This is a genomic window from Pseudomonas caspiana (genome assembly GCF_002158995.1).
GTDB classification, from domain to species: domain Bacteria; phylum Pseudomonadota; class Gammaproteobacteria; order Pseudomonadales; family Pseudomonadaceae; genus Aquipseudomonas; species Aquipseudomonas caspiana.
In genome coordinates this window covers 1-17,107 of sequence record NZ_LOHF01000020.1, presented here as the reverse complement: position 1 = coordinate 17,107, position 17,107 = coordinate 1, and the positions used below count along the sequence as shown (strand labels likewise).

Genomic DNA, 17,107 nt, shown 5'->3' with positions numbered 1-17,107 from the left:
GGGAGCTGTGGATGCAATGTTCACAGCTTTTTTCGTGCTGGGACTCTCGTTGCGCAGCGTGCCCCCATTGTCTCGCTTGTAAATTCTGATTCGCACTCTTCTCCATTTTTAGTGACATCCATCACAAAATTTCCCCCGCCCCGGAACTTTCCTCAGATCGGCTGTCTGTTTCAGCGTTGATACACTTTGTTTAAATTTTCCGATGTTTGATGGCACTTTGCTGCTATTTGCCGGCATCTAGCCGGTATTCAGGCTTGCACCTCGCGGTTGCTTTTTCCTCTTGCTGGCGCATTTCAAACGAAACGCCTGCGACATATCGATGGAATGTTTATGTTTGCCTCCCCACGGACGTGGCTGCATTCGTGCGCCCTTTTGTTTGCTATCGGTTCGTCTGCGTTCGGCGCAACAGTGCCAACCCCAGGTGATCAGGACCTGATTCGTGATCGACAGAATCGCCTGATTGAAGAACAGCAACGCCGACTCCAGGAACTCAAGGAGCTGCCAGGCTCCAACACTGAGCCTGCTAAACCGGCTTCGCCCGAAGATGCCCGCTGCTTTCCCATCAAGACGATAGAACTCCAAGGTGCTGAGCGCCTTGGCGGCGTTGATCGTGACCGGCTGCTTAAACCTTATGTTGATCGCTGCCTGGCCGTGGCTGATTTGAATGATCTGCTCAAGGCCGTTACCAACTACTACCTCGATCAAGGACTGGTCACCAGCCGTGCATATTTGCCGCAACAGGACCTGTCCAAAGGGCACCTGATTGTGTTGGTGGTGGAAGGCAAGCTTGAAAGCCTGAAAAGTGCGCCAGGCAGCAATGTCTCCGACCGTGAGCTGGCGATGGCCTTTCCGGGGAAAAGTGGCGAGGTTCTGAATCTGCGCGAAATCGAGCAACTGGTGGACCAACTCAATAGGTTGCCGTCCAGACAGGCGCAGATGGAGTTGGCGCCAGGCAACGAGGTCGGTGGCAGTGACGTGCTGGTGCGCAACGAGCCTCAGAAGCCTTGGCGTGCAAGCCTGTCGCGCAATAACGATGGGCAGAAGAGTACCGGCGAGCAGCAGGTAGATGCCGGTCTTGAGTGGGACAGCCCGTTGGGTATTGCCGACCAACTGATCGTGCGTGGTGGGCATGATGTGGTCAGTGATCACAAGTCCACCTCCAAAAACGCCATGCTCTATTACAACGTTCCGTATGGCTGGTGGAACTTCAGTTACACCTACAGCCAGAGCGAGTATCGCTCGCAGGCGCAAGGTGATGGTTTCAGCTTCAAACAGAATGGTGACAGCCAGAATCACCAGTTTCTCGCCGAGCGCCTGATCCATCGCGATGCCGTCAGCAAAACTTCGGTCAGTGCCGGGCTGGCTCATGTGCGCACCAACAACTACATCGACGACGCCCGACTAGAGGGCAGCAGCAACCGTATTACAGAAGCGCAATTCGGTATCAACCACGGTCGGCGGATCGGCAACTCCTTCGTCAACCTTGATCTGGGCATGCAGCAGGGCATCGGCGCACTGGATGCGCAACAGGATGCTCAGCAACGGGACGAATTGGGCAACCTTACTCCGACGCCGCGCTATCGCAAATACACCGCTACCGCGAGTTATCTGTTGCCATTCAATTGGTTGGGCGAATCATTCAGCTTCAGCAGCCTCGCCACCGGGCAGCGCAGCGAGGATGTGTTGTTCAGCTCGCAACGTATCAGCGTAGGCGGCAGCTCTTCCGTGCGCGGCTACAAGGATCAATTCCTGTCCGGCTCCAGTGGCGGCTACTGGCGTAATGAGCTGCGCTGGACGCGGCCGGTGACGCTGGACTGGCTGCGTCCCGCTTTTAGTCAGTACGGCACCAGCGTCGGTTACGACCAGGGTGTGGTCAGTAATGATCGGTACAGCGGTGGCTTCAACGGCCGCGTATCGAGTAACTCCCTGCAGCTGTTCGCCAGAGGCGAGCACGTCAGCGCCAGCGTGACATTCGCCCATTCGCTGGAGCGCCCAAGCGTGCTCACCGAGCGCGAAGCGCCGATCTACTTCCAGGTCGACCTGTTTCTCTAATTAATCAAATTTGTTGCCGCGAGACTTCGAAAATGGACGTTCATCAATTTGCACTTCTGGCCCGCCAACCTTCTGCTGAGTTGAAGCCACGCAAGCGCTTTTTAGGCGTGTCCAAACGTGCGTTGGCGTTGCTGATGGTCAACGTCATGTTCTGGCAGCCGATCTGGGCGCAGGCGGGCGGAGTTGCAGTCAGCGGCGGCACCAACACCAGCGTGGGGCAGGCCGCGAATGGCGTCCCGGTGATCAATATTGCGGCCCCCAATGCGGCGGGGCTGTCTCATAACCAGTTCAAGGATTACAACGTCGGCAAGGAAGGTGTGATCCTCAACAACTCCACCAGTGCCGCGCAGAACACTCAGTTGGCTGGCTATATCAACGGCAACAGCCAGTTGGGCGGCAAAGCAGCAGGTGTCATTCTTAACGAAGTCAACGGCGGCAGCGCCAGCCAGCTCAATGGCTACACCGAAGTAGCAGGCAAGTCGGCGCGGGTCATTATTGCCAACCCTTACGGCGTGACCTGTAACGGTTGCGGATTTATCAATACGCCTCGTGTCACCCTCAGCACCGGTAAGCCTGTGCTGGATGGTAATGGCAAGCTTGATCGTTTCGAAGTTGATGGCGGCAGTATCAACATCGAAGGCGATGGCCTTAACGCCGACAATGTCGATCAGTTCGATATCATCACCCGTTCGGCAAAAATCAACGCCAATATTTACGCGAAACAGCTGAACGTTGTCGCAGGTGCCAACGACGTTAATGCTGACACGCTGGCCACCACGGCACGCGCGGGCAACGATGCTGAGAAGCCGGCGTTGGCGATTGACTCGTCGGCACTGGGCGGCATGTACGCCAACACCATCAAACTGGTCGGCACAGAGAAAGGTGTCGGGGTAAAACTGGCTGGCGATATGGCTGCCAGCGGCGGCGACATGCAAATCGACGCCAACGGCCATTTGACCATGGCCAAGGCGGCCGCCAGCGGCGCAGTCAACGTCAATGCTGCCAGCCTTGATGCCCAGGACTCGATCTACGCCGGTACTTCGGCAAACGTGCAAACCCGTGGCAGCCTCAAGAACCAGAAGGTCCTGGCCGCCCGTGACAGCATCAAACTGAGCAGCGGCGGTCAGTTGACCAACAGCGGCACTGTTCAGGCGGGCATCAACCCTGACAATACCCGCAACGCCACCGGCGACGTCAGCCTGAATGGCAAAAACATCAATAACACCGGCAACGTTGTCGCCACCCGCAACCTCAGCGCCACCGCGGAACAATCGCTGACAAACAGTGGCGCGATCCAGGCCACCACCGCTGCCAACAGCGCCGTCGATGCGGGCAATGTAGGCCTCGCCGGTACGTCCATCACCAATACGGGCACTGTGGTTGCCAGCCGCAACCTCACGACCACCGCATCGCAGGTCGTGGACAACAGCGGCACCTTACAGGCGGGCGTCAACGCGGATAACTCCCGTAACGCCAACGGCGACATCAGCCTCAATGGCCAAACCGTCACCAACACCGGCAACGTGATCGCCAGCCGTAATCTGTCGGCAACGGCCGGTCAAGCGCTGGTCAACAATGGCGGCATCTTCGCTGCCGGTCAGACATTGATCGCCAGCACCTCGATACTGGATAACCAGAACAAAGGCCAATTGCTCAGCGACGGGGGCATGACGCTGACGGCCGATAATCTGCTCAATGGTTCAGACGGTTATATCAGCAGTGGCGGTGGGATGACCGTCCGTGCAGGTGCAATCAACAACCGTGCAGGTGTCATCGAAAGTGGCTCAAACCTGGATCTCAGCGCGTCCACCCTGGACAACAGCAACGGGCAGATTCGCTCCTTGGGGCTTACAGGTAACAGTCGCTTCGCCATTGGTGGCCTGCTGGACAACAGCGGCGGCGCACTTGAGTCCGCCAACACTGACCTGAGCCTGGCCGCGGGCAGTTTTCAGAACATCAACGGCAGCGTTCTGCATGTCGGTACCGGTGCACTGGATGTCTCCGGACTGGCCCTCGACAACGTGGGTGGCAGCCTGGTCACTCGGGGTGGCTTGACGTTCAACAAAGCCGCCTGGACCAACAGCAGCGTGATTCAGGCTGCCAACCTGACGCTTGATGTCGGCAATTTCCAGCAAACCGCAACGGGTCAACTTCTGGGGACCAACAGCTTCGTCGGCAGAGGCGCTAACTGGTCAACCAATGGCGTCATTGCCAGTGATGGCCGCGTCGATCTGACCCTCACCGATCAGTTGACCAACAGCGGTCGCATCACCTCCGCGACAGCCCTTGGCATCAACGCCCCACGGGTTAGCAACCTCGGCACCCTGGCTGCAGGCCAGGTGCTGACGGTCAGCACTGGCAGCCTGCTCAACGACCATGCACTGATTTTCAGCGGCGGCAATATCAGCCTGCAGGTTGATGAACTGAATAACGTTGCATCCGACATCTACGCGATGGGCAACTTGCTTGTCGATCGTGACGGTCTGGGCGGGTTGGCCACCAGCATCACCAATAGCTCCTCGAATATTCAGGCCGACGGCACGCTCAGTCTGGCAGCCAGCACCATCGAAAATATCCGGACCATTCTGACTGTAGAGTCCGGGATATACAGCGCTTCCATCACGCCAACGGCATGCATCGAAGGTGTGAACGCGGGTGACTGTGACGGTGGCAAGCAGCATCGCCCCTTTCTGATCAGCCAGCGTGATCATCTGGCCGTTACCGAAGCCAGCGCCGCGTCAAGCATCACCTCCGGTGGCAGCATGCTGTTGACCGGCGGGAGTCTGCTCAACAGCAGCAGTAGCATCGCTGCCGGCGGCGACCTCACGGCCATCTTTGATGATGTAACCAACACCGCCATTGAAACCCACGACACTCAGACCGACCGTATTTTTGTAGAAGAGCGAACCCGTAGCCCTGGTTTCATGCAGCAACTGGCCAGCGCTTTTACTCAGCAATACTCAATCGACAGCCCCGGCTACAACAAAAATGCTCTGGGTGGTCTTGAAGGTGCACTGGCGACCTTCATTGGTCGCACCGAAGGCGAAAAAGCCGAGTTGGCGAAGACTACCCAACTGGCAGCACCTGACCAAAGCTACTCGGCCATCATTCAGGCAGGCGGAGCAGTCAACGTTCAGGCCAAAAACGGCATCGACAACTCCGTCGTGCGCGGTGGCTACACCTACGTGGGCAGCGGTGCAAAAACCGACACCAGCGAGCCGGGTTACTCCACTGTCGTGGCGCTCAATCCACAACTCGCCCCGGACCTGGGACAGCAAGCGGTCAACCCGATAAACCTGCCCGGCTTCCAGCTGCCCACCAGCCAGTTCGCCGCCAATCCGCAAAAGTACCTGATCGAAAGCGATCCCGCGTTCACCAATCTGGGCCGCTTCCTGAGCTCGGATTACATGCTCGACAAGCTCGGCTACAACCCGGACGAGGCCCAGAAACGTCTGGGTGATGGTTACTACGAGCAGAAACTTATCCAGCAAGCCGTCATTGCCCGCACCGGCCAGCGTTTCATTGACGGCCAGACCAGCGATGCAGGTCTGTTCAAGTACCTGATGGACAACGCCATCGCCAGTAAGGACGCCCTTAATCTTTCCGTGGGCGTGAGCCTGACAGGCGAGCAAGTCGCGGCGCTGACCCACGACATCGTATGGATGGAACAGCACGAAGTCGCGGGTCAAAAAGTGCTCGTGCCCGTCCTGTATATGGCCCAGGCCAACAACCGGCTCGCTCCTAACGGCGCATTGATCACCGGCAACGATGTTTCCCTGATCAGCGGCCAGAACCTCAACAACAGCGGCACCTTGCGCGCCACCAACAATCTCGGCGTCAGCGCTGGCGGCAACCTGACCAACTCAGGTCTGGTCGAGGCGGGCAACCTGCTGCAAATGCGCGCCAACAACAACCTGACCAACACCGCAGGCGGCGTGATCGCCGGACGCAACGTCGAACTCGTCGCCGTCAATGGCGACCTGCTCAACGAGCGCAGCGTCACGACGCATCAAAGCGACAGCGGCTACCGCTCCGAGCGCACCCAGTTCGTCAATAACGCCGCGCGCATCGAAGCCGCCGACACCCTCACGATGCAGGCCAAACGCGACGTCAACAGCATCGGCAGCGTGATCAAGAGTGGCGGTGACACCACCATTCAGGCCGGACGCGACGTCAACATCGTCTCCGCCCAGCAAGAAAACAGCGGCGCCGTCGGCACGCGTTCCACCCGCCAGAACATCACCCAATACGGCTCCGTTGTAGAAGCCGGTCGCGACTTCCAGGTCGTCGCCGCCCGCAACATCAGCGCCGTCGCCAGCCAGATCAGCGCCCAGCGCAACCTGACCCTGGACGCTGCCGAAAACCTCAACATCGCCTCCGCGGCGGATGAGCAGCATTCGTACAGCAAGAGCAAAAAGGTTAAGGCTCAGGAAGATCATGTGAGCCAGGTGTCGAGTGTGCTTAAGGCGGGTCAGAACGTCGCTCTTGGCGCAGGCACTGACCTCGGCATCATTGGCAGTCGTGTCAACGGTGGCGGTAACGTAAGTCTTGATGCCGGGCAGGACGTCGTAATTGCATCGGCTCAAGACGAAGCCTATTCGTACTTCAAGAAAAAGAAGACCGGCTCATTTGGCCGCAGCAGCACTCGTGAAACCGAGAGCTATAACTCGACGAATGTCGGCTCCGTCATTGAGGCTGGTAACGACCTGACGGTCAACGCCAGCCAGGACGCCAAAGGTGCAGTGAGCATCAATGGTGGTCGCGATGTAGCTATCGTGGGCAGTCAGCTCAAAGCGGGTAACGATCTGCTGCTCGGCGCCACTAACGACGTATCGATTACATCGGGTGTCGAGGAGTCTGGCTCTTACAGCAAGAAAACCAAGTCTGGTTTCCTGGGGCTTTCCAAGAGCGGCAAAACCCAGCTGCAAACCACTGCGACTCAAGCAGGTAGTGAGCTTGAGGCTGGCAACGATTTGATCATCGCGACAGGTAATGACCTGAGTCTGCGCGCCAGTAGCGCCACGGCAGGTAACGATGCCGAGTTGCGAGCCGGGTTAGTGAAAGATACGGGTGATGTCCGCTTGGATTCTGCCCAGAACACTGCTTACAGCATGACCGAGCAGTACAAGAAAAAGTTCGGTTTGTCGGGGGGCGATGCGTTTGGGCTGATGGTCGGCACCCCTTCGTGGGGCGGCGATATCACCCTCAGCTCTTCTAAAAAGGCAGGTCGCGAAGTCACCAGTTCCACCAGTGCAGGTAGTTATGTTGGCGCTCAACGGGACGTCAACATTGATGCGGCTCGCGACATCAATGTAGTGGGTAGCGATGTCGGGGCTGGCCGTACGGTCAACCTGAACGCTGGCCGTGACACGAATGTGCTGGCCAGCAGCAGTCAGCAGCAGACCTCAAGCTGGGAAACCAAGAAAAGCTTCGGCCTCAAGCAAGATGCTGACCGAAACGGCTATACCACGTTCGTGGGCCAGGAAACGCTCAAGAACAAAAACCGGGAATCGCAGCAAACCGCAGCGGCCAGCCACATTGATGCGGGTCAGGATATCGTCGTCAATTCCGGGCGCGATATCACTCAGCGAGGATCAGACCTCTACGCTGAAAATGACATCGCTCTGCAGGCCGGTCGCGACATAACGATCGATGCAGCTGGTGAGCGCAGCGAAAGTGCCAGCAGCCAAAGTGCCAAGCGCAGCGGTACGACCACGACTGTCAGCTACAACTACGGCAACATGGTTGACGCCGTTAACGGCGCAGGTAAAGGCGAGGACAACACCAGCAAAGCCTCTAGCACCCTGAAAGCCGTAGACGGTGTGAACCAGTTCTTCTCCGGTCCAACCGCTGACGGCAGCATTGGCAACTCCAGTCAGAGTCAGTCTGTAAGCCAGGTCATCAACAGTAACCGTGGCTCAACGATGGTCGCGGGCAACGACATCAGCGTGCTTGCTGGCAATGACGTCACGGTCCGTGGCAGTAATTTCCAGGCAGGGCGTGACATCAACGTCCAGGGTCGGGACGTCACCTTCGACGTCGCCAAAGGTAGCCAGGACAGCGAGGGCGAACAGACCCAAAGCAAAGGTGGGCTCAAAGGCGGCACCACTGGTGGCTTCAAGATCGGCATCGGCGGCAGCACCGGTATTGCTACGCAGGAAGGCATGCAGGGCACGTCCCAGGCTTCGCAACTCAACGCTGGCCGTGACATCAATCTTGAAGCCCGTCGCGACCTCGCACTGATCGGAACTCAGGCCGCAGCAGTCAGAAACTTTTACCTCAAGGCCGCCAACGACCTTACGATTCGTGCCGCCCAGAATGAGTCCTCCAGCCAGGATGACCGCCACAGCGGCGGCGCTGAGGGCGGTATCGCCGTTGGCCCGAGCGGGATTGGCTTCTATGCCAGCGTAAACATCGGTCGCGGCGAACTGGATCGTGAGGGCAAGCAGCAACAGGGTGCCTATCTTCTCGCGGGTAATCAGCTCGGATTTGAAAGTGGCCGAGATACGACAATTGCTGGCGCCCAGCTAAGCGGTAAAGACGTGACCGGCAATGTGGGCCGCAACCTCAGCGTCTCGTCAGTACCTGACACCGGCAAGGCCAGCGGCAAGCAGTTTGACGTCAGCGCCACTGTCGTTGTCGGCTACGGCGCGTCTGTCAGCGGCTCTGTCGGCTACGGCAAAACCGACGGCAAAACCAACTGGGTTGGTAATCAAACCTCGATCATTGCGCAAGACAAACTCGACATCAAAACAGGTGAGCATACCCAGCTCGACGGCGCACTCATCGCGTCCAACACCGGCAACCTGAAACTGGACACCGGCACATTGGGCTTCAGTGACATCGCCGGTCAGGACAAAGAGCGTTCCTACTACCTCAACATGGGCGGCAGCTATGGCCTTGAAGGAGGTCAGGCACAACAAGACTCCAGCCAGGTGGGCAAAGGTAATTCAGGCGCGAATGGCTGGAGCGTAGAGGGCTACAACTACGAAAAAGACCGTCAGCAAATGGTCCGGGGCACGATTGGCGCGGGTGACATCGTCGTCCGTCAGGACGCCGCCACTGGCGAGAATTCGACTGCTGGCCTGAATCGGGATGTGAGCAAGGCGTCCGAGATTACGCGGGACGAAGAGCATCGGACTGATTTGTACGTGACCAAGTCTTCCACCGACGCAGTGCTGAGTCCGGTGGTGACGGTCAAGGAGTGGACGAACCAGCTTCGGAACTATGACGAAACGGCTCAACAGAATTTTAAGGAAGCGGCGCGAGGTCTCACTCGAGTAGTCAATAAAGCTGAAAGCACCTTCGGCAGAAAAATGGACGCCGGTGCTGCCAATCTGATGGGCGAAAAGTTCGCAGAAAACACCATGGACTTGTTGCTTCAGGGTGGAATGAGCCGCAGTCAGGCCATGAAAACTTTGGCTGACCCTGCGTTTCAAGAATCTGTCGTGGCTGAAGTCGCAAGTATGGCCGAGATCGACTTGAAACCAGTCGAGGACCTCGACACCACGCTGCAAGCTATAAACCAGACCAAAAACCCAAACCTCGTAGTCTTAAAATCCACGCATATTACCGAAGAAGATGAAGAGACACTAAACCTCGCGCAGAACACCTTGCGCTCAATGTCATCGATAAAACAGTACATCAAGGATCATCCCGAGCAGCAAGAAGCGGTGACAGTGATGGTGGCGCTCACGCAAGGCCCCAAAGGGTTGCTGCAACTGGCTATTTCCAAAGCTGTCGGTGAAACCCCGCAGGGCAAAAAGCTCGAAGAAACGATTGCAGCGTATACCGACGCGGTCGGCAAGCGTGTTGCAGACGCCATGGAGGGCAAGGAACTTTCCGATACTGATGACTTTGAACAGTACCTGATTGGGGGCGGTCAGTTCACCGCTTCAATCTTGACAGGGGGGATTCAAAAACGTAAATCTGCAGGTGAGCGTACGGTTGTTTCGGTTAATGCTCCAAAAAAAGGGACCGAGGTTGTTGGGGGTTCAAAAACGACAGGCGAAGCTGCGATTCATGTCCCTGGCCGAGTGCAGTCACGGATTAACCTTCAAACTGGTACAAACAAATTCGGCATGAATCATATCCTCAAGGAGCACTTGAGCGGAAAAGCCAATAAGAGTCAGTTTAATATGCCTGAAGGGGAATTGCGGCAACTGTTGCAGAGTAATCAGGTGGTTAGCTCACCTGTTGTCAAAACACTTGAAAGCAAGACTCATGGAGTTTTGTATGTTAGACAGGTAGATGTTGGCAGGACTATAGGGACGGACTACCTAAAAAACAATAATGCAACCTCAATTATTACAACGCAAACTGACAGGTTTGGAAATATAGTTACGGCATTTCCGGGTATATAAATGAACAAGGTAGAGATTGAGAGTGAGTTGCTGGGGTCGCGTAAATGGTTCGACTCTAATGAGGCTATCGCGATTAAGGGTTTTCTTGCGAGAGAATTCGGGGGGCTTATGAGCCTGTTTGTTCTGCATCACCATTTCGGTCAATCTGAAGAGCATTATGTGGTAATGATAGATGGGAAGTATATTGCGGAGCTTGAGGTGAGTAACAGCGAAATTGTGGGTTTTGATAAACATGAGCTTGCCAATTATTTAAAAGATAATCCGAAAATGCCAAGGCTCTTTAGGTTTCGTATAGAGACCGCACAGGCCCTAAGCGGTAAATCGGGGTTAGACCACGATAAAGAGCATTGACGTCGCATTGCGCCGGGATCAGATTACGGTTGAATAACAAGCTCTTTAATAATTCGGCACTTATTTCTGTGATTATCCGATGTCCTCCCGCAGCGTCGAGTGCCATGTTCGTAACAGGTGTGGATACTAAGCAGGTGGCTTCAGCTTTTTTAATAGTTATTCAGAATCCGTCTGTACAGAGCGCATTGAAGGGAGGCGTCAGGTAATGAACTTTCCTGAACTTATGATTGCCTGGCTGTTAACAGTGCTCGGGAAGAAACTACTGACAGTAAATGCTCTATTTCATATTTTCTCTTCCGAGAGGGATTCTGCCCCCCAAGAGATTGGCCTTCTATTTGAAACTTCTGAAATTGGGAAGCTCTATGGCGGACCTGATGGTGCATCTCTCTGTTTTTCTTTGAGTCCGATTTCAAGCTGCGATCTAGGTGAATACGGTAGGCAAGATATTTTTTGTATCTCTGGTGAGCTTTATTTCTCCGATGTTGTAGGAAGGAGGTTAGTGTCAGCATCGCTTGTGCAGTCCTTGGCGGACGACGTAGTGATAGGCGTTGCTCTCTCGTTTGATAACGGGCTTTGCTTATCCATTTTAAACTTAGGTGATGAGCTTTTTGTCTATGATGAAATCCCAGAGGAAATAGTGATCAGTGAGGGGGTGAGCCTTACCCCTGTGAGTTAATGGTGCAAAAGGGGCAGGAGCTGTAGATGTTCCCGCCACTTCGTCTATTGCCCGAGATGGGCTGCGTAATGATTTTGCTGTGCAGGCAGGCATTCCAAGGAGCTTGGATAAGGTCTGGGGTTCATCAATAGATGATTTGGTTCAAGCGTATAAGATGGACGGCGCAAAGCTTGTGCCTAAACCTCCCAAGCCAGGCACTTCTGGCAATGCACAAGTATTTACAGTGGAAGGGCACCCAGCGGTTAAGGAAGTCCAATACCACTCTGGCGCAGGTCGGCATGACGCGGAGTACTATAAGTTTACGTACAAAGATGGAACTGAAGTCAGAGTGATTGACTCGAGTGCAGGCTTCAAGCCAGGAACAATTACTAAGTATCAGCAGTATTATGATAAGCAGGGTAACCGCTTGAAGTATGAAGCTGGCCAGTGGAAAGCTTGGAGGTAGTGGCGCATGGCGATGTTAATTCCTAATCTTAGTGCAGTGCTTATTCCGGGTATAAGCGCGGCGGGGTTTTCTCTGGGTGAGGATTTTTCCAGTATTAAAGAAAAAATTGGAACCGTAGACTGGTATGAGTCTAATGCGTGCATTGATAAGGTTTTGGTTAACAGTGCGGGATGGGTTGGAGTCAGGTCAAAAGTCGGTGCTGCCATCGGGCTTGACAAGACTGTTGAGTCATTCAGCTATCGCAATGATTTGGTTTCATTGGATTTTGGGGATGCCAAGAAACTCTATAGAATTGTGGTTGGGAAAGGCTACCAAGGGAAATTCAAGTCGGTTATGCCGGGTGATGACCTACTGCTGCTTAGTGATTCTCATGAACTTGATTTCAATGACATGGATGACGATTTTTTAATAATTGAAAATGGTAGGTATATAGAGGGCATTAGCTTTATAACCGACTATAGAGCTTCATTGGAGCATGCGCCGATTCAGGAAATTGAATATATTTCAATACATGATTGGTCTTTTCGATAACTGTCCAGCGCACTATCCGACCCAGCACTGCCCATCGCGCCAGTGTTGTTTTATCTGCGGTCAGCGCCAAGCAATAACTGTAGAGGATGTCTCTAATCTGTCTGCAAACAGTCTGCAGATTGTCTGCAGTGATAAAGCCCGCGCCTCAATGGGGCAAGCCGATTGTCGATAACCGACCCTCTGTCCGCTTTGGCCCTTAAATCTGTTGTGTATTCAGGGCTTTGGAGTAAATCGGGGTCAGACCTCGATAAAAAGCGTTGAAGTCGCATTGCGCCGGCATCAGATTATGGTTAGATAACAAGCTCTTTAATAACTCGGCGTTTGTTTCTGTGATTATCTTATGTCCTCCCGCAGCGTAGAGTGCATGTTCGTCACAGGTGCGGATACTAAACAGGTGGCTTCAGCTTTTTTAATAGCTATCGCTAGCTCTGAATACGCCTCTATGCCAACAAGCGCCTGCCCCCAGCAAGGGCCTGCAGAAAAATTATTTGGTGAATAGCTATGAAAAATTCAGTAGAAATACGAAAGCTTATAGACGAAATAACATCCGCTGAGCTTTTTGAGGGGGATTATGGTGACTGTATTTCTAATGTCGATGCCATACTGGGCGGTGTTGAAGAGTTGGACCGAAAAAGTGTGCCTGCTGATTATCTTGAATTTCTTGCGAGTTTCGGATTCGGTGAGCTAGACGCTGCTTTTTATGTTGATGATGGTCCGGAAAGTTATTCAGCTATATGTGGGCGGAAAGTCGAGAAATATGAAGGTATATACGTAATTGGTGGGGATTCGAGCGATTTGCTATACGCTTTTGACGCGAAAAATGATTGGCAAGTTGTAGGGGTTAGTTCCGAGTCAGATGAGGTTGATGTTTTGGCATCAAACTTTTTTGACTTTATCCTGGAACGGCTTAAGTGCATAAAATCTATGATTGAATGGCGCGCGGCGCGCTGATTGCTGAGAAAAGCCCGACTTCAAACGTATTAACCCTCGGGCAGTTGAGCACAAAGCATAATGCTAGGCTGACTACCGAGCTGGAAATGCAGCGCGGTATCTGGGACACAGGGCGGTCTCTCATAAAAAGAGGGTCAGGTTTTTAAGATGTCGGAAGGGAACAAAAATGAACATAATCTCAGATCCCGATTTCGGCGAGCTTTGTCTAAGCAGTGACGAAATCTGGAAAGGCCAGTGCGAGGTTTTATTCTTTGCCGAGGCGTTCAACGTAGAACTGGTTGTTCAGACGCTCGATGATGATCCGATCTCACCGGTCCAGAGAGCTGCCTTCAGAGAGTTTGAGTCGAATAAAGAACTCATCTGCCAGAGGGTGGAGCAGGCCCTTTTTGCGTTCTACACCGAAAATATCGAGCGCTATCGCGAGTGCTTCAGTCCTGAAGAGGTCAACGTCAAGGCTCCAAAAATTGAAACTATCAGTGGTTTGCAGAATTTGCTTGTGCTGAACTGCGTTAAGATGATGTTCAATTTTGACGGTGACGAGCGCGACATCGGTTTTGTGTTTGAGGCTTCGTTCGACCCCGAATTGGGTATTGGTGTTCTGGTGACTAATAGCTTTGTGAGCACGGTGGATGTCCAGGATTTTTTGCTCGGTTAAATAGCTCCCCTTATGAATATACTCAGCGCATTCAGAATACTGGCGGTGCCTGTTGGCGGAGCACTAAGTTTTGGGCTCTTCATGCCCTTTATCAGTGGGCTGCATCTTGTCATCGTTGGCATGGGGTTGGGGTTCGCCGGCTCAATGCTGGTGGGTATTCCGTTCCTGCTGATAGGTGATCGGTGTTTCCCCGGTTTCAAAGCTCGCCATGTGTTTAGCAGCGTGCTGCAGATCTTGTTCACCTACGTTCTTTACAGCGGATTCAAACCACAATTATGGATAGCTGCCATAGCGATTGGCGTGGTACTTGGTCTGCTCTATACCGCCTTTGATAGATATCTAGTGAGATACGCTGCGCGCAGCCCGGTGCCGCAAATGAGCAAGGTTTACGTGTTTGGCATTCCATTGTGTGGAGGTGCATCGTTGGCCGTCGCTGCCATGTGGGCGTTTGCCTCTCCCTCTGAACCAGTGCCTCTTTTCATCATCAGCTTTCTAGTGGGTGCCGGTATTGCCATGCTCGTCGGCTGGCCCGTTCTGTGGCTGACCGATCGCCTTCTCACTCATCGCTTGCGTTACATCGTGGGCGGGACAGTGAGTGGGTTTTTAATCTGGCTGTTCTTGGGGGCGCCCGGTTTGCTGCCTCTTCCGACCGGACAGTACATGAGTTACCTAGTGGATCAGATCGGTCCGAGAATGCTCGTTTTTGTTGGCTTTGGATGCACATCCGGTCTGTTATTCACCGGGTATCACGCGCTTTATATGTGGTTAGTTTCACGATACGGGACAGCAGCGGGTGAGCAGTCGTCTAAATAGAAAAGCGCGTTGAATCAGGGCTGTGCCGACAGTTGAACATTTACCGTTTTGCATCGTGCAACTAGTTCCCGATTCCCCAGTCAGATCAGCGCCCGATTTCGATCATCAGAGCAGCCCCGTCTCATGCGCCTGACTTCTTGCTTCACCTCGCTCTGCTTCATCGTCTTGCTCCCACTGTTCGCCAGCCAGGCTCATGCCAGCGAGGCGCAGCAATTGGTATCGGCCATCAATGACTATCGCGCTCAGCCCTCCCGCTGTGAGGGGCGTGCGGTGCGTGGGTTATCGCCGCTCGAGCTGAGGCAGGATCTCGCGCTGCCCATTGGTTTTGCCGGCGACATGCGCGACACCTTGAAAGCTTCCGGCTACCGGGCAGTGGCAGTGCGCAGCATTCGCCTGGTCGGTGCTCAGGACGCGAAAGGCGCCTTTGCCATGCTGCAAAGCCGCTACTGTGGCGCATTGCTGGATAACCAATACGCCGACATCGGCATCACTCAATCAGGCAGGGACTGGCGACTGGTATTGGCCAAGCCTCTGCTCGATGGTCACCTGGGCGATCAACAATCGGCGGGCAAAACCCTGTTGGCTCAGGTCAACGCCGCGCGCGCCAAACCACGCATGTGCGGCCGCCAGCCTTACGCGGCTGCACGACCGTTGAAGTGGAATGCATCGCTGGAAAACGCCGCTCGACGCCACAGCCAATCGATGGCGAGCGGCGGCTACTTCTCCCATCAAGACCCCAATGGCGACGTCGCCAGAGACCGCGCCCAAGCGGCGGGCTACAACGGGCGTCAGGTGGGTGAAAACATCGCCAGCGGCCAAGGCTCGGCCGAGAACGCCATGCAAGGCTGGCTCGCCAGCCCCGGCCATTGCGCCAACCTCATGAACCCGATGTTCACTGAGGTCGGCGCCGCGTACGGCACCAACCCGAACAGCCAGGCGGGGGTTTACTGGACCATGATGTTTGGTGCGCCTTGATAATCAGCCGGTTTTGACTGGGTGGCGATTTGATTACTGGATTGCAGGGCTCCTGTTGGAGCGAGGCTTGCCCGCGAACGAGCCAACTCGGTAGACCAGCGCCCGCCGCGCTATTGCCCTCTTCTGGCAAATCGGGTGGTTTTTATTCACATTGATGGCAACGCAATTACATTTTGAAGGCGTCTTTTCGACGCCTTCCTGGTGTCTGCCGCATTGATTCGAACAGTGCAGATCAACCCATCAAGCCAATTTATGGCGCTTTGTATTTCTCCTCCAGTTTTGCAACCGAAGCCTCAACCAGCGCTCTTGCGGCCTCGATCTGATGCACAACCGACCTCGCCAACGGACGAAATTCCAGTGTGCTGTTATCTGCCGTTTCATACGCCGTAGCGGCGGCGCAACTTAGGTATTCCGATGCGAGAACCAGCGCGTCTTCGATCTTGATATCGGGCTTTACGGTGAACAGGCTGAGGTTGCCCAGGTTGGTATTGCTGACGAGGTTTTGCTTGATGGGCGTAGCAGGGGGATGTGGCGTGGATCTGATCATGGTGACTCCTTGACGTAGGTTGACCACCACCATCCGCGACTAAACGAAGGGTGGTAGCTGTGCAGCGGGTTAGTCGACCGGGACGTCAAGCAACCGGCGCACCCGAAGGCGCCCCGTGCACAGCCACCATAAAACTCCAAGCCGTCGTCCAGGACTTCGGCAATGGATATGACAGATGTTTCGCTTGTTCATCGGGCGACTAAACCCAATCGTTGAAATCAACGACAGGCAGGAAGGTAGTCGCCACGTCAGGCATCTACAAGCGGACGCAGAGCATATCCTGAATTTTCAGAAAGGTCCTACAGAGCTCGGGTTTTGGGGCTGAAGGTTGTTTCCGATTGTTGGGTAGTTTTGGGGATTTTACGGGGAGTAGGCGACAGGGAGGAGTTAAAGCGGCCTCTTCAAAAGGAGGATTTTTACATAGCCTTCTTGATCACGGAAAACTCCAGCCGAAAAAACTCGCCTTTTGCACGCCTGCCTATAGGCAGGACCCTACCCGTTGAGTTGGACGTGTGGCGAGTGTATTGCGGGCAGGTTGTGTGCAATGAAAGATCTGGTCAATCACTGCAGGATTCTGGGCGCCACCTTGGGTTAGGGTGATTCCAATATTGCGATGCCTGCTACACCGCCTTCGAAGCCTTCGGTAGCTCCGAAATCAAGCGCCCACAAAATGCCCACCTTTCGTGCGGCTCTGTCGATGGCGAGTATGATGCGGCACCAGGAGTCGAATAAAAACAAAAGTAACTGT

10 protein-coding genes are annotated in these 17,107 nt (G+C 54.5%); 9 read left to right on the top strand and 1 reads right to left on the bottom strand.

The genetic code is table 11. From position 1 onward, the window contains the following. Positions 1-330: 330 nt before the first annotated feature. The 9 genes from AUC60_RS20310 to AUC60_RS20265 all read left to right on the top strand — a co-directional run bounded on the left by AUC60_RS20310 (position 331) and on the right by AUC60_RS20265 (position 15,812). Positions 331-2,052 (top strand): ShlB/FhaC/HecB family hemolysin secretion/activation protein, encoded by a 1,722-nt coding sequence (locus tag AUC60_RS20310; protein ID WP_087271791.1) that lies wholly within the window; start codon positions 331-333, stop codon positions 2,050-2,052. A 32-nt stretch (positions 2,053-2,084) separates the two neighbouring features. Continuing rightward, positions 2,085-10,415 (top strand): hemagglutinin repeat-containing protein, encoded by an 8,331-nt coding sequence (locus AUC60_RS20305; RefSeq protein ID WP_087271788.1) that lies wholly within the window; start codon positions 2,085-2,087, stop codon positions 10,413-10,415. Next, on the top strand, positions 10,416-10,766 hold the full coding sequence (locus tag AUC60_RS20300; RefSeq protein WP_087271785.1) for a hypothetical protein: 351 nt from the start codon (positions 10,416-10,418) through the stop codon (positions 10,764-10,766). Between the two features lie 205 nt (positions 10,767-10,971). Continuing rightward, positions 10,972-11,442, top strand: a complete 471-nt coding sequence (locus tag AUC60_RS20295; protein WP_087271783.1) for a hypothetical protein — start codon at positions 10,972-10,974, stop codon at positions 11,440-11,442. A 451-nt stretch (positions 11,443-11,893) separates the two neighbouring features. After that, entirely contained in the window at positions 11,894-12,418 is a 525-nt protein-coding gene (locus tag AUC60_RS20285; protein ID WP_087271778.1) for a hypothetical protein, read from the top strand. Between the two features lie 501 nt (positions 12,419-12,919). Beyond that, positions 12,920-13,369 (top strand): SMI1/KNR4 family protein, encoded by a 450-nt coding sequence (locus AUC60_RS20280; RefSeq protein ID WP_087271775.1) that lies wholly within the window; start codon positions 12,920-12,922, stop codon positions 13,367-13,369. Between the two features lie 166 nt (positions 13,370-13,535). After that, positions 13,536-14,024 carry a DUF6985 domain-containing protein gene (locus AUC60_RS20275; RefSeq protein WP_087271772.1) on the top strand — a complete coding sequence of 163 codons (489 nt, stop codon included), beginning with the start codon at positions 13,536-13,538 and terminating at the stop codon, positions 14,022-14,024. Between the two features lie 12 nt (positions 14,025-14,036). After that, positions 14,037-14,837 (top strand): hypothetical protein, encoded by an 801-nt coding sequence (locus AUC60_RS20270; protein WP_087271769.1) that lies wholly within the window; start codon positions 14,037-14,039, stop codon positions 14,835-14,837. A gap of 123 nt (positions 14,838-14,960) precedes the next feature. Then, positions 14,961-15,812, top strand: coding sequence for a CAP domain-containing protein (locus tag AUC60_RS20265; RefSeq protein ID WP_087271766.1), 852 nt, complete (start codon positions 14,961-14,963; stop codon positions 15,810-15,812). Between the two features lie 250 nt (positions 15,813-16,062). On the opposite strand, the gene AUC60_RS20260 is transcribed toward AUC60_RS20265, so the two are convergent. Then, positions 16,063-16,359: a DUF6124 family protein gene (locus AUC60_RS20260; protein WP_087271763.1), complete on the bottom strand. Its 297-nt coding sequence runs from the start codon at positions 16,357-16,359 to the stop codon at positions 16,063-16,065. Between the last annotated feature and the right edge of the window lie 748 nt (positions 16,360-17,107).